The 16,956-nt window shown below is 41.7% G+C and carries 18 protein-coding genes; 8 read left to right on the top strand and 10 right to left on the bottom strand.

Annotation, left to right across the window (positions count from 1 at the left end):
• The first annotated feature begins 13 nt into the window (after positions 1-13).
• Positions 14-838, top strand: a complete 825-nt coding sequence (locus QNM16_RS15685; protein WP_284021386.1) for a spondin domain-containing protein — start codon at positions 14-16, stop codon at positions 836-838.
• 31 nt (positions 839-869) lie between these two features.
• On the opposite strand, the gene QNM16_RS15680 is transcribed toward QNM16_RS15685, so the two are convergent.
• Positions 870-1,790, bottom strand: a complete 921-nt coding sequence (locus tag QNM16_RS15680; RefSeq protein ID WP_284021385.1) for a LysR family transcriptional regulator — start codon at positions 1,788-1,790, stop codon at positions 870-872.
• A gap of 111 nt (positions 1,791-1,901) precedes the next feature.
• On the opposite strand from QNM16_RS15680, the gene chrA reads away from it, so the two are divergent.
• The gene (chrA, locus tag QNM16_RS15675) at positions 1,902-3,047 is read left to right on the top strand and encodes a chromate efflux transporter (protein WP_284021384.1); all 1,146 of its coding nucleotides are present in this window, start codon (positions 1,902-1,904) and stop codon (positions 3,045-3,047) included.
• A gap of 198 nt (positions 3,048-3,245) precedes the next feature.
• Complete coding sequence (locus tag QNM16_RS15670) at positions 3,246-3,548, top strand: hypothetical protein (RefSeq protein WP_284021383.1); 303 nt, start codon at positions 3,246-3,248, stop codon at positions 3,546-3,548.
• A gap of 3 nt (positions 3,549-3,551) precedes the next feature.
• Here QNM16_RS15670 and sdhD read toward each other — a convergent pair whose 3' ends face one another.
• The 4 genes from sdhD to QNM16_RS15650 form a co-directional block, all read right to left on the bottom strand.
• Positions 3,552-3,890: a succinate dehydrogenase, hydrophobic membrane anchor protein gene (gene sdhD, locus QNM16_RS15665; protein WP_284021382.1), complete on the bottom strand. Its 339-nt coding sequence runs from the start codon at positions 3,888-3,890 to the stop codon at positions 3,552-3,554.
• Positions 3,881-4,261 carry a succinate dehydrogenase, cytochrome b556 subunit gene (gene sdhC / locus QNM16_RS15660; RefSeq protein ID WP_284021381.1) on the bottom strand — a complete coding sequence of 127 codons (381 nt, stop codon included), beginning with the start codon at positions 4,259-4,261 and terminating at the stop codon, positions 3,881-3,883. The genes sdhD and sdhC overlap by 10 nt, the downstream gene beginning before the upstream one ends.
• Positions 4,262-4,429: 168 nt before the next feature.
• The gene (locus tag QNM16_RS15655) at positions 4,430-5,986 is read right to left on the bottom strand and encodes an AbgT family transporter (protein ID WP_284021380.1); all 1,557 of its coding nucleotides are present in this window, start codon (positions 5,984-5,986) and stop codon (positions 4,430-4,432) included.
• Positions 5,987-6,423: 437 nt separating this feature from the next.
• A complete protein-coding gene (locus tag QNM16_RS15650) occupies positions 6,424-6,672 on the bottom strand; it encodes a hypothetical protein (RefSeq protein WP_284021379.1) in 249 nt (82 codons plus the stop codon).
• A 255-nt stretch (positions 6,673-6,927) separates the two neighbouring features.
• Here QNM16_RS15650 and QNM16_RS15645 point away from each other — a divergent pair, with 255 nt between their 5' ends.
• Entirely contained in the window at positions 6,928-7,623 is a 696-nt protein-coding gene (locus QNM16_RS15645; RefSeq protein ID WP_284021630.1) for a VC0807 family protein, read from the top strand.
• A 48-nt stretch (positions 7,624-7,671) separates the two neighbouring features.
• Here QNM16_RS15645 and argA read toward each other — a convergent pair whose 3' ends face one another.
• Positions 7,672-9,021: an amino-acid N-acetyltransferase gene (argA, locus tag QNM16_RS15640; RefSeq protein ID WP_284021378.1), complete on the bottom strand. Its 1,350-nt coding sequence runs from the start codon at positions 9,019-9,021 to the stop codon at positions 7,672-7,674.
• 397 nt (positions 9,022-9,418) lie between these two features.
• Between argA and QNM16_RS15635 the strand changes: the two genes are divergently transcribed.
• From QNM16_RS15635 to QNM16_RS15625, 3 genes are all read left to right on the top strand, one after another.
• Positions 9,419-9,646 carry a hypothetical protein gene (locus QNM16_RS15635; RefSeq protein WP_284021377.1) on the top strand — a complete coding sequence of 76 codons (228 nt, stop codon included), beginning with the start codon at positions 9,419-9,421 and terminating at the stop codon, positions 9,644-9,646.
• Between the two features lie 293 nt (positions 9,647-9,939).
• A complete protein-coding gene (locus QNM16_RS15630; protein ID WP_284021376.1) occupies positions 9,940-10,167 on the top strand; it encodes a hypothetical protein in 228 nt (75 codons plus the stop codon).
• Positions 10,168-10,228: 61 nt separating this feature from the next.
• Positions 10,229-10,618, top strand: a complete 390-nt coding sequence (locus tag QNM16_RS15625) for a glutaredoxin family protein (RefSeq protein WP_284021375.1) — start codon at positions 10,229-10,231, stop codon at positions 10,616-10,618.
• Positions 10,619-10,923: 305 nt separating this feature from the next.
• On the opposite strand, the gene QNM16_RS15620 is transcribed toward QNM16_RS15625, so the two are convergent.
• Positions 10,924-12,441, bottom strand: a complete 1,518-nt coding sequence (locus QNM16_RS15620) for a LytR/AlgR family response regulator transcription factor (RefSeq protein WP_284021374.1) — start codon at positions 12,439-12,441, stop codon at positions 10,924-10,926.
• 147 nt (positions 12,442-12,588) lie between these two features.
• On the opposite strand from QNM16_RS15620, the gene QNM16_RS15615 reads away from it, so the two are divergent.
• On the top strand, positions 12,589-14,061 hold the full coding sequence (locus QNM16_RS15615; RefSeq protein WP_284021373.1) for an alpha/beta fold hydrolase: 1,473 nt from the start codon (positions 12,589-12,591) through the stop codon (positions 14,059-14,061).
• A gap of 87 nt (positions 14,062-14,148) precedes the next feature.
• Here the strand turns inward: QNM16_RS15615 and QNM16_RS15610 are convergent, their stop codons facing one another.
• The 3 genes from QNM16_RS15610 to QNM16_RS15600 all read right to left on the bottom strand — a co-directional run bounded on the left by QNM16_RS15610 (position 14,149) and on the right by QNM16_RS15600 (position 16,942).
• Entirely contained in the window at positions 14,149-14,712 is a 564-nt protein-coding gene (locus tag QNM16_RS15610; protein WP_284021372.1) for a hypothetical protein, read from the bottom strand.
• A gap of 266 nt (positions 14,713-14,978) precedes the next feature.
• On the bottom strand, positions 14,979-16,361 hold the full coding sequence (locus QNM16_RS15605; protein ID WP_284021371.1) for an L-cystine transporter: 1,383 nt from the start codon (positions 16,359-16,361) through the stop codon (positions 14,979-14,981).
• Between the two features lie 242 nt (positions 16,362-16,603).
• Positions 16,604-16,942 carry a winged helix-turn-helix transcriptional regulator gene (locus QNM16_RS15600; RefSeq protein WP_063362557.1) on the bottom strand — a complete coding sequence of 113 codons (339 nt, stop codon included), beginning with the start codon at positions 16,940-16,942 and terminating at the stop codon, positions 16,604-16,606.
• Positions 16,943-16,956: the final 14 nt, after the last annotated feature.

The following is a 16,956-nucleotide window of genomic DNA, read 5'->3' as shown; positions in this document are numbered from 1 at the left end:
GTCTGTTGAAAAGATGACAATTTCACCGCTTGAGGATTTGACTATGGTACATCCGCTTAAATTAGCATCTTTGTTTATAGTATTTGGATTAACCGCATGTGGAGGCAGCAGCAGCTCGTCGCCTGCCTCATCGCCCACCAATAATTCGGCATCACAAAATACCACAGCCTCAACGACAACGACGTCCTCAACCACTTCATCTTCGGATACCTCAAGTACGGCTCCCGCTGCGACCTCAGTGACTTATGAGTTAAAATTTACCCAAACCTGGGAGCGAACCACTTTTCCAACCAATTACCCAAATGGTACCCATTTTTCTCCCATGATCGGATTAACACACAATGATCAAGGGCGTATTTTTCAACGCGACAGTACTGCAAGTGCCGGTATTGTCAGCATGGCGGAAACAGGGTCTAAAACGCTACTTAAAAGCGAGATAAGTGATATACAAAACCTTGGGAATTCAAGTTACCTAATTGACGAAGCAGGGATCCCTAATGGCAGTAAAAGTGTGACGCTGACCTTTGAGGCAAGCCAAACTTATCCTCACCTGAGCATTGTCTCTATGGTTGCACCGAGTCCGGATTGGTTTATTGGGATAGATAGCCTATTACTTTTTAACGATAACCAATGGATAGACGAGCAAACTATACAGCTTAAAGTGTATGATGCAGGTAGTGACAATGGCGCTACGTTTAGCGCAGCAGATTCAACCGCAGATCCACAAACCCCAATTACTTTGCTTAATAGCGAAAGAAGCGATACAGACTTCACTGAGGGCGTACATTTTAACAGTGGCGAACACATCGGTTTTATCACCATTAAACGCATGCAATAAAATACAAGCCGCCATACAATATGGCGGCCAGTTACTGCTGTGCCATCAGTGAGATCAACAAAGATCTAAGCCATATGCTTTTATCATCACTGTTTTTGCGTTGAAACCACAGTATCGAAATATCAAAATCCGGCACCCTTATCGGCGGGTCAAAATAACGCAGCAGGCTCTGCTCGCAAGCTACATCAGCCATTTTCTTCGGTACAATGGCGATAAGTTTACGACCTTTGAGCAAGCTTTGAATAGTCATAAAATTTCGTGTTGCCACCGTAACTTTACGATTTAATCCCTCAGCTTGCAGTGTATCATCAACCCCTGTTGCTAGACGTCCATCAGGGCTAACTAGCGCATGTTCAATATTGGCAAAGTCATATTTTGATAAACCCTGCTCAAATGCAATGCAATGCGGATCGGCAATACATACATGACTTTCTGTGTATAAATGCTGGGATTGAAAAGCGGGATCAGGTGCAGTAATGCTGCCAATGACGATATCGAGTTTTTCCTGCTCAGCCAAAGCAAGGTAATTACTGCGATTGACATTCACAAAGCTTACCTGCGCCTTTGGTGCCTGTAATCTGATAGCATCAAAAATGGTTGGAGCAAATATAAACTCAGCATAATCAGTGAGGCCAATACGACAAATGCCGTCATAGTCAGCAGGATCAAATGGGGCACTGGTTAAAAGGTCATTACTCACACAATCGAGTAACTTGTTAACCGTGGGGGCTAATTGATGAGCGCGCTCTGTGGCCATCATTTTATGCCCTTTGCGCTCAAATAATACATCATTAAACAAGGCGCGTAATCGAGATAAGCTATGGCTCATTGCCGATTGGCTCACATAGCTTTTTTCAGCGGCAATACTCACACTTTGATATCGATACAAATAAGCAAAAGCAACCAGTAGGTTTAAATCGATATTGCGCCACGGCACATCTGTAAAACTCATCCTAATCCCATATTATTCATGTTTACAATTAATACTATTAATTTGATTAATTATAATGCATTTTCTAACCTAGTGGCATTCTCAACAGCAGCATCCAACACGGTGCCAAACATGTTTACCATATTTAAACTCTTTTTTATGCTCGGTTGGGTTAGCTTCGGCGGACCCGCAGCACATATTGGCTACTTTAGACAAACCTTTGTCGAAAAGCTCAAATGGCTTGATGACCACGAATATGGTCAAATTGTTGCCTTAAGCCAGTTCTTACCAGGTCCCGGTTCTAGCCAAGTAGGCTTTGCGCTCGGTTACAAACGCGGCGGACTGTCCGGTGCGCTCGCAGCCTTTTTAGGCTTCACGCTGCCCTCTGTATTAATCATGATCGGGTTGGCAGTGGTGGCAAGCCAAGTAACACAGCACGATGTATTTCAAAGCATTGTCCATGGCTTAAAGCTATTAGCCGTCGTCGTTGTTGCTGATGCAGCTTGGGGTATGTACAAAAACTTTTGTAAAAACACCCTCACCACTAGCCTCTGCTTAGTCACCGCCATTGCTTTGCTTATCGCACCCAGTATCTTGATGCAAATCGCGCTCCTATCCATCGCAGCCATTATTGGTGCCTGCTATTTAAAAAATGCAGCAACAGAGCAAGTCAATACCACATTTAAACCTAGCTATGTACCACTGTGCTTGTTTATCGCGCTGTTGGTTGGATTGCCTCTCGCAGCACATATTCTGCCGTCAATTGCTTTATTTAATGACTTTTATCAAGCGGGTAGCTTAGTATTTGGTGGAGGCCATGTTGTCCTACCTTTACTGCAAAATATTGTTGGCGATCAGCTTAGCCAAGATGCCTTTTTAACTGGGTATGCGGCCGCACAAGCAGTACCAGGCCCCATGTTTACCTTTGCAACCTACATAGGTTATGAGCTGCTGCCTAGCAGTCCAATTATGGGGGCTTTAATTGCAACCATCGCGGTCTTTTTGCCTGGCTTTTTACTGCTGCTCGCGGTGCTAAAAAACTGGCAGGCACTGGCACAAAAACCAAAAGTAGCAGGTGCACTCACTGGCGTTAACGCTGCGGTTGTAGGACTATTAGCTGCGGCTTTATATCAACCTGTGTTTATCAGTGCAGTATTGACGCCTATCGATATCGCGTTGGTACTTGTTGGCTTTTTCTTAATGAAGCAAATAAAACTGCCCATTATCTGGTTGGTAGTCACTTTCATGTCGGCGGGCGCGTTAATGAGTCTGATCTAATTTCTTCTACTGCAAACAGGGAAGTTTGCAGCAAATTAACTTACTTTTGCGACTTACCCTCTCAACCTTTATTTACACTCTGGCGTATGTGCTCATGGTGACCGGGCACAAAGCCAAATATATCCTTGTTAGGGGTTTTAATTCAGATGCAATACGCGTAGACTTTAATGATAACAATTATCATTCAAACCTACGCGTATGATTAAAGATTTTGCTACTCGAACTTGCCCATGTTGCAACAAACCACTCAAGCTGAGTGATAGACTGGCATTGCTTAACCGAGAGCCATTGACGTGTAAATACTGTGCAAAGCCATTGAAGCCTAACTTTAGCATTATGCTGATCAATACTTTTTGGCTCAGTACTTGTGTATCAGGGCTAATAAAAACCCATACCGAACTCAATTATGCATGGGCATTATGCGCCGCTTTATTAGCCGTTAGCGTGTTATTACCGGCATTAGATTTGCTCTTCTCACTAGAAGAAGAGCACTCTCAATAAGGCTTAAAGCCAAAGTAGCTTAACGCCAGTAACAATAATGGTGAAACTCAATACAACGCAAAGCGTATTAAATAGCTTATATACACCTGCACTTTTCACATAGTCACCCGCAATTTGCCATCCAGCTAGTATGCCATTCAAAGCAAAAATAATGACACATAACGTGGTCGCAACTTTGAACCAAATAGGCTCAAAAAAAGCCAGCAAACTTTGATGATCGGTAACTGGCTGATTGACCAAAAGCCCTATCAAAATCAACGTATATAAAACAATTAAAGCATTACTACAGCGTTGCAATACCCACTGTTTAGTCCCTGAGCGCGCAATTCCAGTTATAGCCATATCCACACTCCAATTCCAACACTCAAAACAATACCAAGACCGATAGCGACACGAGAAATCATGCAGCCACTTGCCAGCTCTTCACAGTAACCAAACTCTTGAATGATATGCTTCACTGTACCTAGGCAATAGTAGCCTAGTGCAGTAAGCAACCCCCACACGATAAACTGTGCAAGAAAGTTCTCAGTGAACAAGACTGATAACGTATTGAAGTTATCTTGCGATTGAATTGCAAAAATTAATAGTGGCAACAAAGCAACCAAAGCAGCCCATACGATAACACCACTGACGCGATGCAAAATAGACGCATAGGCTGTAATAGGTAGCGCCATTGTCTGGATCGCCAAGTTAGTCGGCCGTTCTTTTCTCATATCAAATACCTAAACTTAAACGTGAACAAATGCTAACGCAAATCATTACCACTTACAAATTTAGATTAATTAATGTCTAGCTGATTAAGAGTCTTAAAGTAAGAAAAATCAATATTTATATTGAAAAGCAGTGCAGCAGCGGTGCCACTGCACTGAAAATAGAAAGAGTTAGAAACCTAGCGGGATATTAAATGCAAAGAAACCAACTAGTAGTGATGTCCAAAACAGTAAAAACGCAACTGAATAAGGAACCATCATCATGATCACGTCACCAAAGCTCAAATCAGGCTTGTACTTACGCATAAAGGCTAAAATAACCCCAGCATAAGTCATCATAGGTGTAATGATATTCGTTGAGGAGTCTGCAACACGGTAAGCCGCAGCAACCAGATCTGGCGTCATCGCTGGGTTTACTTGATACAACATTGGAACGAAGATAGGACCAAGTAACATCCATTTAGAGGTTAACCCACCAACAAACAAGTTGATCAGACCCGTGGTGATCACAAAGCCGATAATAAGTAGGATTGGGAACTCTTGTAAGCCAAGTGCTGATAAGCCACTTGCACCAATATAGGTAATATAAGTGCCTAAACCTGAATACCCTAAAATACCCAAAAAGTTATAACAAAAGAATGTCAGCACTAGGATGTAACCCATGGTGTTCATTTGCGCGATCATCGCTTGCACTACATCCATCAAGCTCTTGAATTTACCTGTTGCCACACCAAATGCAGCACCAACAATGGTAAAAACTAAGGTGATCAATAGGATGACATTATTCAAATAAGGTGTGACAACTTTACCTGAAGCCGTTTCGTATGGTGCCAGTGGCCCTAAAGCAAGTGCAACAACAAGCCCAAGCGATAACAACAAGCCCCAAAACGCCGCTCTTAACCCTTTTTTTTCTTCTTCAGTTACAGCAAAGTTTGATAGGTCCATGCCCTCTGGTAATTCATAAGGCACATTTTTAAATCTTGGCTCAACAAATTTTTTCGTGACCCATGCACCAATACCTACCAACATGAAAGTAGATACAAAAATAAAGTAATAATGCATAGTAGCTGGCGTAAGAGCCTCACCTGTAGAAGACTCAAATGGCACGCCTTGAGACTCTGCAAAGATTTGCGCATTCAAACCAATTATCACATCAACCGGCGTAGCTGGGATCAAGTTAGCACTAAAACCTGCTGACACACCGGCAAATGCTGCCGCCATCCCAATTAACGGATTCTTTCCAAGCCCTGTATAGAGTAAGCCTGCCAATGGGATTAAAATTAAGTAGCCAGCGTCGGTTGCAATGGAACTCATGATCCCCAAAAAAATCAAAGCAGGTGCTAAGTAAGTGTCTTTTAGACGAGTACCTAGTTTTTTGATAATCGCATTAAACAGCCCTGAGCTTTCTGCAACACCTACACCCAGCATAACAATTAGGATTACGCCTAAAATGCCATTGCCAAAGCCTAGCCAGTTTTGCAGTAATGCATTATCAAAAAACCAAACAACATGTTCAGCATCAGTCATATTTTTGATGGTATGCGTGATTGGGCTCCCATCGGCACCTTGGATTTCAAATGTTAACCCGCCGATCATAGCCGTCAGCGCAAATGCACCAACAATAAACCACATAAAAATAATGATAGGGTCTGGAATTTTTTTACCTGCTTTTTCAATGAATGATATCACCCCACCGCCATTCATTTTTGCTGTATCAGTAGCCGACACTTAACCTCCTTAGTATTAAAAAATTTATAATTAGCTGTACTTTTGCAAGGTACAAAGGCGATATTCTACTCAATTTTTGCTCAATTGAGAAAATTTTTAGTTGAGCTGACTTATTATCGAGTCGAAATAATACTGAAATACGATATATAAAATTAAACAACTAAGCTTGATGTATAAATTTTTTTAATAACGTATTTTTCGCTTTCCGCCCCATTAAAAAACCAATATTGAATATGCCCAATTCAGAACAAGCCAATAAAATCATTAACAAAATTAAAAGGTTTTAGTAATTGAACAGTTAAAAAGTGACATTTTTAGTATCGCGAAGAAAAAGCATACTAGAGATCAACATGAAGAAAATAAACTTTATTGAAGCAGAATAGTTTTACTGCAAGGGGAGCTAGCTACCCTTGCTTATTGTCGCCTGAAAGTGGCGTTTAATGGCGCTTTTTAGGCCCAATGCGCACCAAGTCTTTACCATTTTCAAATACGTCTTGGGTAACCCAACGACCCAATAAGAGCTGATGCTTATCATCAAGCACGGCAACAAATGGACGACCGTTGCTATTATGAGTTGCTAATGCAACTCCTTCGACGTTTTCTAAACCTAAACCGCCGCTTTCAACCAGCAGTAAAAACGCTTCTAATTCTGCTAAACTCGTTATTTCATCTTGATCTGTGATCATACCTATTTACTCTCTTAATACTCTCTTTTGCTCATTAGCTATCACTACTTAATATTGCATTGATAACACAAGCACATCGGTAATAACGGCCATTATATCCCGCATTATGTACACCAGCCACTTCAGTATTCACATGTGAGTATCAAAACAGCTAAAAAGCACGATTAGAGCATGACAATCGACTATTGGGATTGCCGCGCAACCCTCTCTTGCCGTAAACTCATGGCCATTAATGCATTTATCTTTGAGGTTGTAATGGCTGAACCTGAGAATAAACCTTCTGGCTTCTTTAGTCAGATGCTTTTTAACATCATACTCCCTGTTGTGATCCTGACGCGATTTTCCGGAGAAGAACATCTAGGGCCGTCTCTTGGTGTCATCGTTGCTTTGGCCTTTCCGGTCGGTTTTGGTTTATGGGAACGTAAAAAAACAGGCAAATTTAATTTTATTTCGGGCTTAGGGATAGTCTCTGTACTATTAACTGGTGGCATAAGCTTGCTCGAACTCGATGCTAAATACATCGCCATCAAAGAAGCACTGATACCTGGAGTCATTGGCGTCGCAATTGTGGTCAGCCAATATACTAAGTACCCGTTATTAAAAACCATGCTGTTTAATGAAAATGTCATGGACATCCCCAAAATTGACTCAGCATTAAAAGAAAAAGGGAATCTAGACAAATTGCCTAAAGTGCAAATTGTTGCATCAAATATTTTGGCAGGCTCATTCTTTTTATCATCAATACTGAACTATGTACTCGCAAAAATGATTGTAGTCAGTCCAGCAGGCACCGAAGCCTATAACAACGAACTGGGTCGCATGACTGCATTAAGTTATCCGGTTATCGTACTGCCTACCATGGTGATTTTCTTTGTTGCCCTGTATTACTTAATTAATTCTCTGAAAAAGCTCACCGGATTAAAAATGGAAGACATGTTTATTGAGCAATAAACTCAGTGCATGCATATTGGCGTAAAAGGGGCTAATTATGCCCCTTTTTCATACTCTTTCTCTGTTTTTAGGTAACCGAGTTAAGTCTAACTTCAAAACTTTAGAGCGCCGTTGATAATTGTATAGAGACTTTTTCTTAGCAGGTAAGTCTTCAATACTAGCACAGTCAAAACCCTGCTCTAAAAACCAGTGAATACTGCGCGTAGTGAGCGCAAATAAAGCTCTATAGCCTTTGCGGCGCGCTTTATTAATTACAGAGCGTAGCAAAAAGCTGCCTCTGTCAGCATCACGATATTGTGGATGAACAGCTAAACTGGCAAATTCTCCCACCTGCTCTTCAGGAAATGGATAAAGTGCAGCGCAAGCAATGATCACCCCATCCCGCTCAATTACCGTAAATTGCTCAATCTCCATCTCAAGTTGCTCTCGAGATCGCCTGACTAAATACCCTTGCTCTTCCAGAGGGCGAAGTAAATTCAGCACGCCGTTAATGTCTGAAATGGTCGCACTTCTCAACTGCTCAGAGCTTTGCGGCGCTATCTGTGTGCCTATCCCATCTAGAGAAAACAGCTCTTGTAGCAGAGCACCATCTTCTCGATAGCTAACAAGATGGCAGCGGTGCACCCCACCGCGACATGCATCAATCGCGGCATGCAAAAATACTGCTGCGCTTTTACAGGGTGAATTACCCCCATGCTCTGTGGCTAACAGCTTTTCTGCTTCATTAGGCATTAATTCAGCGACGGCTTCACCGTGCTCATCTAAGATGCCCGCTTCGTGACAGAACCCCAGCATTTTGTCTGCATCAAGACGCAGAGCAACTTGAGTTGCTATTTCTTCTGCGGTTAAGTTGAAGCTCTCTCCCGTCACAGAGGCAGAAATAGGACCAAGTAAAACAATACTATTGTTGTCCAGCTGATGACGAATCCCCTCTACATCAATACGCCTTACGCGGCCTGAGTGGTGATAATCAACTCCCTCATCGATGCCTATCGGTTGCGCAATCACAAAATTACCACTGACAACATTCAGTGATGTGCCCGACATAGGTGTGCTACTTAATGACATTGACAACATTGCGGTAATATCGAGCTGCATTGCACCACTGACTTGCTTGATAATTTGCAAAGAGTCACCGTCAGTAACTCGGATTTGGTTATGAAATTCACTGTGTATCCCCGCATTAGCCAATGCAGTATCAAATTGGGGTCTTGCCCCAAACACCAACACAATTTTGATACCTAAACTAGTTAATAACGCCACATCATTAATGATACTGCGATAACCAGGCTGATCTACGGCCTCACCACCTAACATAACAACAAATGTCTTGCCTCGGTGAGCATTAACATAGGGGGTAGATTGACGAAAACCATCGACAAGTTCAGTAGTACGCACGAGCTAGTTACCTTTTAAGTACTGACAAAATTACAAACACACAGAGCTTTATCATAGAGAATTGAAACTCAAAATAAAAGAATTTTTATTCTTATATTTTGAATTTTAATTCCAACAAAAAGATAAGCACACACTATTCAATAATCTTAAAAACACTCTACATACATTTAAAAACAGTGCTTTTAGATTATTTTCGAGCAAACTCCACTTGCATCTTATAACCTTATCAAGGCTTGATGAATTAATTATTATTCAAAAACACACATGGCACATGCTAGATACCTGAATATTTATCACTTCTGACATGACTAATTTGAATTGCTAAGAAACGCGCAGCACGGTTAGATACACACTCAGATTAATTTTCAAGCAAAAATAAAATGATAAAGGAAATGCAATGAACAAAAAAATAGCAACCACTGTGGTAGGCCTAGCAATGGGGTTAGGTACTTCGATAGCAGTACTTGCAAGTAATGGTCATGGTTATACGCATGGCTGCAATTGGCAGGTACATGGCACGTTAGAAGCATACTGTGGCTACCAAGCTTATGTTTGCCAATGGGGAGGCACACCTGGACACAACTGTCGCACTATTAAAGCACAATGTATGATTGATTGTGCATAAACATGACCCGAGCGATAAACTAGCAGATCGCTCATTTACATTTATCACACTCATGTATGAATACAGTAGCCTGATAAATTCATAGGCTACTTGCGTTCAATGAATAATGTCATACCTATGAGCTAAAAATTAGTATTTTTCACTTCAAGTCCACATTTTACATGTAAAAAGTTCTGGTTGAAAATCAATCAACCTAACATTTAAAGTTATTATTGACTCCAATTGCATAGCAATATTACCTTTGAAAAGGTGAACAAATTTCGTTCACATAAAATAATGATAAAGGAAATAACATGAATAAAAAAATAGCAATGGCTGTGATTGGCGCAGCAATGGGACTGGGTACATCACTTGCAGTATCAGCAAGTAACTTTGCTAATTACACCAATGGATGTAACTGGAAAGGCTTTGGTACGTTAGAAAATTACTGTGGCTACCAAGCTTATGTATGTCAATGGGGTGGTACACCTGGTTATAACTGTCGCACTATCAAAGCACAGTGCATGAGTGATTGTGCGTAATACGCATGACCTAGAGCGGTAACAGTCGTTATCGCTCATTTATTCATAAATAGGCAACCTAATGAATATAATAAAATACCTCGCCTTATTTTCAGTAACTTTAGGGCTCGGCTGGTTCGGCGGTACTTATGGCTTGCAAGCAGTACAAAACATTTTTGCTTGTCAACAAATAGAAAAGGGCGATTATGCAGTCTACGGGATAAATGATGAAACACCAGTGAAGCTATATACAACTCAATGGTGCCCTTTTTGTAAAAAAGCAACCGAATATTTAGTGAATCGTAAAGTCGAATTTATCAAGGTAGATATAGAGAAAAACCCCGAAGCACTGAAAGAGTTTGAAGCATTGGAAGGCGAAGTCTTGCCCATTATTTTAGTCTCTGATGGCTTGATCAGAGGATTTAACGAAGCCGCACTAGAATCACAATTAAAAAGTAAAAACTTGCTGTAATATTAGTATTAAGAAGCCTATAGCGATAAGAAAAGCATAGCAAACGTGTTAACTCACACAACACTAAAGTGCAGCATTAAAGCCAACCTACACATCACTCCTAGAGATCACTTTGTCTCTACGGGGTGTATGTAGTACCAGACCCTCCATTCACTATTTTGATCGAGGCGATGCTCGTCAACTCACCATATTTGCTGGTGTAACTTAATGAGAAAAGATCAGCCTTGTTATTGAAAGCATGAATAGTCAAAGCCCTTTCTTGAACTGAAATTTCATACTTACAAACCGAACCATTACATTTCCCCCTAATTCACTGACTCCTTGAGTGTTGCCCGTACACTGGGTACCAAGCGGCGGCTTACGGGCACAGACTCGCCACCACTGAGCGATAATACATGCTGGTTACTTGAACCGCCTAGTGTGACTACCTCGTTTAAATTAACCAGATATGAGCGATGCGTTTTCACAAAAATTGACGGCAAAACAGACTCTAGCTGCTTTAGGGTTCCCGAATAGAGCTTCTCAGTACCGCCTTTCATATATAGCTCAACATAATCACCAGCCGCTTTGCAATAAACAATACTCGTCATCGTGACGTAATCTGTTTTACCTGCCACCGACAATTCAAGCTTGGTAGGAGTATTCTCTTGCACATTCTGAGCAAGTTTAAACTCCAACTTTGCGATGTGGGTCTGATCAAGTGCACTCTGAAGTTGTTGCGCGTTATACTCCCTTGCCTGTCGTACAAACAGGTAGGCTAGCAATAAAGCAATGATCACAAAATAGATAATTTCATGAAAGCTGACAGTCGCAATACAAATGGTCACAGCAACCACACACTGAACACCAAACCAAACTAACAGCGATTGTTCGCGGCTTTGTCGCCAAAATACCGCAATTTGCAGCAAACTAATCAGCAAGGGAACAAATATGCCCGCGGTGGTCTTAACATCAAAGCCCGGTGCAAATACGAAGATAGTTAAAGATGAAAAACCACCGATATAAATCCAATGCCAAGCTCGACTGCCAGCGACTTTAAACGAACTATAAACCAATAAAACCATGCCAAATAAAAACGACAACCCTGACACTAAAAGTAACCGGATGTCTTGCCAAGGGTAATCGTAATTAAATAATCCACGAGACATCTCGGCACTCAGCTGCATTGCACCAAGCAAACATAACGCAGAAAATAATTTAAAGTTTCGCCTTCCCTGCTGTCTAAAACTGATACTCAAAAAATACAAAGCGCCGAGTAAAAAAGCTCCTACTAAAATCAAACCTAGACTGCTAAATGATTGAATATATTGCTTAGGATCGCCAAATTGGCCAATACCTATGTAATGAATGGGATAATCGAGAGAGATTAAACTATGCTGAGCCGACAGTGCTAGAACCAGTGTATTTTGCGCCTTTAACAAGTGCTCAGGGATATACAAAACCTCATCCATTTTTCCTGCTTGCTCTGATTTATCCAAAGCAGGCAGACCATTTTGCCCAATAAACACCCCGTTGAGATAAACACGAGACGCCGCTTTAGCAAATATAAATAACCCGTAAGGCGGCGCAAGTTCTTCCATCCTTGGTGTGCGCTCAAATTGTAATTTCACCCAGATAGCTTGGTTTTGCGGGTCAAGTTTTGATAATTGCGTGCTTTTACATTGCGGACTTAAAAAATCAGGAGGATTAGAAGAGGTAAATGGACAAACCGTCGCTTCCATACTTCGAGAAAAAGGCACCAGCTGTTGATCGCCATAAGCAAAATTGACTACGCCACTCACAAACCATAACAACACCAGATAAAATATAGAATGACTATTCACAACCGCTTGTTTTTCCTTATACCACTTACCGAAAATTCACTACCGCTTAACCTGTAGCCCTTTAATTTAGGGCCATTCAAAGAAGTTTGCTATCCAGTAAAGTATCTATTGCGTTTAATAAGCACAGACCAATACAGGAGCAATCTTATGCGATTTACACATCATTTAGTAGCCACTTTAACATTGGCTTGTAGCTTTTATAACACCGCAGATGAACAAACAACCAATGTACAGCTTTATGAAAACGAAAAACAAATTCAATTCAAAGCAAGCAGTGGTGAGACAACGGATGCCGTTGAAGGTCACTTATGGGTCCCAGAAAATAGAGCAAATCCACATAGCCGTAAAATTAGGATCAACTATGTCCGCTTTCCAGCCACCGGTGAACTATCAGGCCCACCCATTATTTACTTGTCAGGGGGCCCCGGTGGTTCAGGTATTGGCACGGCAAAATGGCGACGCTATCCACTATTTCAAGCACTCAGAGAATTTGGCGATGTGATAGCCTTAGATCAAAGAGGCACAGGCCTCTCTGAGCAGGCTGCACCTTGCGTATCAAACTATAAAATCCCGTTAGATAAACCCAGTAGCTCAGCGCAAATTACCCAAAGCTACCGTGCTGCAGCAAACGAATGTCTTGCGTCATGGAAATCACAAGGTCTTGATGTTTATGGATATAACACGATTCAAAATGCGCTAGACATAGATGATATACGCAAGCATTTACATGCTGATACAGTAACACTGTGGGGCATTTCATATGGCAGTCACTTAGCCCTGGCCGCCATGAAACTGATGCCAAAGCACATTGATAAGGTGATCATGGCCAGTGCGGAAGGGCTGAATCAAACCGTCAAGCTCCCAGCGCTAACAGACCTCTATTTCAAAAAGTTACAAACAGTCATAGATCAACAAGCACTAAAAACGGGCATACCTAACTTGCCTGCATTGATCAAACGAGTACATGCAAAATTAGATGAAACGCCCATGCAGCTTGCCATACAAAATAGAGATGGTTCTGTTACCAAATTACTTTTTCAAACTCATCACCTGCAAACACTGGCCAGTAAAATGATAGCGGACCCTAATCACTTCTTAGCAATACTGCTGCATATTTATCTCGGGTTAGATAATGGCGATACTGAGCTATTAAGTGCTGTCCTTCAACGTGGTATGTTTAACGATGAGCCCATCACATTTAAGCTGATGCCACTGGCAATGGATATTGCATCAGGGATCTCCGCTGAGCGTTTAGCACAAGTTAAGCAACAAGCACGTACATCACTGCTGGCAGAGCAATTGAACTTCCCTATGCCACACTTGAACATGCTAGATAGCCAGCTTGATTTAGGTGATGAATTCAGAACAGAGGTGCAATCCTCAATCCCAACCTTGCTATTTTCTGGGAGCCTAGATGGTCGTACCTATCCAGACTCACAAGCACAAGCAGTAAAGGGCCTTAGCAACCTCACCCATATCACAGTCAATCATGCTGGACATAACTTGTATACCAGCTCACCGGAAGTGCTTGCCCGTATGAAAGTCTTTTTAGCTGGTCGCCACACAAGCAAAGCGCCAATAAACCTGCCATTACCTCAGCTAGTGCTGCCAAAAAGATAAGGTGAGCTGCTTGAAAACACAAAAGGTTAGGGAATAAAGTGAGCCCTAACCTTTTTTAACACTTATTTCAGACTATCAATACTGGCGCTAATAACACTCTTCAGCTTTTAAGTTGTATGCTTTACCAAGCTTCACTAGCTCAGGAAAGGCAGTCTCTGGCTGGTTTTTCAGCACCTTGATTGGTAAGTTGTCTCCTGCGGATAATTTGCTGTATAAAGTTTCACTGTCCAACACAAACTCACTGCTGTGTTCCCCTTTATACTGATATTTAAAGCCGACGAAGTAAAAGACTTCTTCTTTCTCTATTTTACGTCCGTCGACTTCTTCAATATACGAATTTACCTCTTCCCGCTTATCCGTGATCACAGCACGAAAATCAATACCACAGAGTTCACAGAGCTTTTTGTTGTAGTAATAACAAATGCTTGATAAACCTGATAACTTCACTATAAAGAAGCTAACACACGTAAATACAGAGCCCGCAAAAACTGGCAAGATAATGATACCCTCATCATCAGTCCAGCCTATGTAAATTAGCAGTACACCTGAGGCGAAAAACGCCAAAATGCCTATAAACACGAAAACATGCTCAGCAAGTGCTGAGAATAAACATTTGGTTTTAATATTAAATGGGATCGTCTGTTCCGCCATTATTACTGTCTCCTTGTAATTAACCCACCAAAATACTAATGATTTTTCATTACCAAGTCGAATGAATAAAATGAGATGAATAGGCAGGATATAACACTGAACAGGCACTTTAAGAGCTGTCACTCTTTTACTATCAGGCGCACGGTGATAGGCAAGTCACTAAATGGAAACAAGCAAAAAGTTAAGCAACAAAGTGGGATTCGTAGGTCAAAAAGTACTGTGACAAAGTAAAAATAAGGGGTCATGTAGACCCCTTATTTTTCTTATTATGAAGATTGAGCAACCGGCTCTGCGGGCGCTTGAGCTGCGGCTTTCTCACCTAAAATACGGTGTGTAATCGTACCTGCGGTCATCGACCCCGATACATTAAGCGCTGTACGAGCCATATCAATCAGCGGCTCAATAGAAATAAGCAACGCTGCGATAGTCACAGGCAAACCCATTGCTGGTAGTACAATCAGTGCCGCAAATGTTGCACCACCACCAACGCCAGCAATACCAAATGAGCTAATTGCGACAATGGCCACAAGCGATAAAATAAACGAAATATCCATCGGGTTGATACCCACACTTGGTGCAACCATCACTGCCAGCATTGCAGGATAGATACCCGCACAGCCATTTTGACCAATCGTCGCGCCAAATGATGCTGACAAGTTCGCAATCGCAGGCGGCACGTTAAGCTTATTAATTTGCGTATCCACGTTCAGTGGAATGGTTGCTGCACTGCTGCGAGACGTAAATGCAAACGTCAGCACCGGCCAGATTTTTTGGAAAAACTGCTTAGGACTCACGCCAAATAAGCCAACCAATAAGCCGTGTACCACAAACATTAAGAAAATAGCCACATAAGAAGCGACGATAAAGCCCAGTAAATTAGTAATATCAGCTAGGCTTGATGTTGCCACCACTTTGGCCATCAAGGCCGCAACACCATATGGTGTCAATGAAATCACCATCTTCACCAAACGCATCACAACTGCTTGTAAGGTTTCTACAAATGTGCGAATTGGCGCTTCTAGCTCTTCACGTTCACTCATTACTTTGCGTGCTGCAATGCCCACCAAAATACCAAAAATCACCACTGCGATAATAGACGTTGAACGCTCCCACGCTAAGTCTTGGAAAATATTTGTCGGGATAAAGCTTAATAACATTTGTGGAATAGACAAGTCACTGACCGTTTCACTGCGGGACTCAAGCACCGCAATGCGAGATGTTTCGCGTGCGCCCTCGGTTAAGCCTTCAGCACTGAGGCCAAATAATTGCGTAATAAAAATACCTATAAGCGCGGCTATCATGGTGGTGATTACCAGCACTGAAATCGTAATGCCACTGATTTTGCCAAGTGCCCCTGACTTATCTAGTCGCACAACCGCAGCCACCATAGACACCAAAACCAATGGCATGATGATCATCTTCAGTAATGCGACATAGCCGCTACCGACCACATTCGTCCAATTTAGGGTTTCTGTGATGGCTTGATGCCCTTCCCCCAAGAAAAACTGTAAGGCGAAGCCAAATACACTACCTAATGACAGGCCGATTAAAACGAGGCGAGAAAGCGTAGCCCCTTTTTTCTGGGTTTGAAATAAAACAATGAGGATTGCAGCAAAAACAGCAAGACTCACCATGGCGATGAAGGACATATCGTTACCTTTGAATGATTCGTACGAGAGAAAATCTAAAAAGAAGATAAATCGGAATTTTTATCTAGCGCGCACAGTAATAAATTATTGCGATACTGAAAAGAATGATTCGGAATGATATATATTTTCAAGTTATGGATATGGTGATTTATTGACTGGCTTTGTTCTTTACTGTTCAAAAATCAATACAAACCTGCTCATATCCTAGCCTCAGTGCAGTTTTACATGTAAAAGGCCACTCGTTAGTCGCCATCTATCTCCGCTTGCAGAGCCTCTAACTGCGCCAAAATCGCCAAAAACTTTTCACCAAAGGCCGTTACTTGATACTCCACCCGTGGCGGTAATTCATTAAAAACCTGTTTCTCTAAAATGCCAAACTCAACATTACGCTTTAAACATTGATTAAGTACCTTGGTGGATAAGCCCTCAACTTGACGCACCATTTCACCCGGTCGATTTACCCCAGCATGCAATAACTGATATACAGTCAACGACCATTTACAGCCGTAGATAGTCTCGACCATGCGTGCACTGGATTGCGGTGCCAATTTTCTTGAAAATTTTTTTTCTTGTGATGTCATAAAGATGTACCAAA

Origin of the sequence: Pseudoalteromonas umbrosa, assembly GCF_030125375.1 — a bacterium.
GTDB classification, from domain to species: domain Bacteria; phylum Pseudomonadota; class Gammaproteobacteria; order Enterobacterales; family Alteromonadaceae; genus Pseudoalteromonas; species Pseudoalteromonas umbrosa.
The sequence above is the reverse complement of the archived record's forward strand: the minus strand, read 5'-3'. Positions and strand labels throughout refer to the sequence as shown.

Bases quoted from the DNA above. Each gene is read 5' to 3' on its own strand.
- QNM16_RS15685 (WP_284021386.1), top strand. From the start codon at position 14: ATGACAATTTCACCGCTTGAGGATTTGACTATGGTACATCCGCTTAAA.
- QNM16_RS15680 (WP_284021385.1), bottom strand. From the start codon at position 1,790: ATGAGTTTTACAGATGTGCCGTGGCGCAATATCGATTTAAACCTACTG.
- chrA (WP_284021384.1), top strand. From the start codon at position 1,902: ATGTTTACCATATTTAAACTCTTTTTTATGCTCGGTTGGGTTAGCTTC.
- QNM16_RS15670 (WP_284021383.1), top strand. From the start codon at position 3,246: ATGATTAAAGATTTTGCTACTCGAACTTGCCCATGTTGCAACAAACCA.
- sdhD (WP_284021382.1), bottom strand. From the start codon at position 3,890: ATGGCTATAACTGGAATTGCGCGCTCAGGGACTAAACAGTGGGTATTG.
- sdhC (WP_284021381.1), bottom strand. From the start codon at position 4,261: ATGAGAAAAGAACGGCCGACTAACTTGGCGATCCAGACAATGGCGCTA.
- QNM16_RS15650 (WP_284021379.1), bottom strand. From the start codon at position 6,672: ATGATCACAGATCAAGATGAAATAACGAGTTTAGCAGAATTAGAAGCG.
- QNM16_RS15645 (WP_284021630.1), top strand. From the start codon at position 6,928: ATGGCTGAACCTGAGAATAAACCTTCTGGCTTCTTTAGTCAGATGCTT.
- QNM16_RS15635 (WP_284021377.1), top strand. From the start codon at position 9,419: ATGAACAAAAAAATAGCAACCACTGTGGTAGGCCTAGCAATGGGGTTA.
- QNM16_RS15630 (WP_284021376.1), top strand. From the start codon at position 9,940: ATGAATAAAAAAATAGCAATGGCTGTGATTGGCGCAGCAATGGGACTG.
- QNM16_RS15625 (WP_284021375.1), top strand. From the start codon at position 10,229: ATGAATATAATAAAATACCTCGCCTTATTTTCAGTAACTTTAGGGCTC.
- QNM16_RS15615 (WP_284021373.1), top strand. From the start codon at position 12,589: ATGCGATTTACACATCATTTAGTAGCCACTTTAACATTGGCTTGTAGC.
- QNM16_RS15610 (WP_284021372.1), bottom strand. From the start codon at position 14,712: ATGGCGGAACAGACGATCCCATTTAATATTAAAACCAAATGTTTATTC.
- QNM16_RS15605 (WP_284021371.1), bottom strand. From the start codon at position 16,361: ATGTCCTTCATCGCCATGGTGAGTCTTGCTGTTTTTGCTGCAATCCTC.
- QNM16_RS15600 (WP_063362557.1), bottom strand. From the start codon at position 16,942: ATGACATCACAAGAAAAAAAATTTTCAAGAAAATTGGCACCGCAATCC.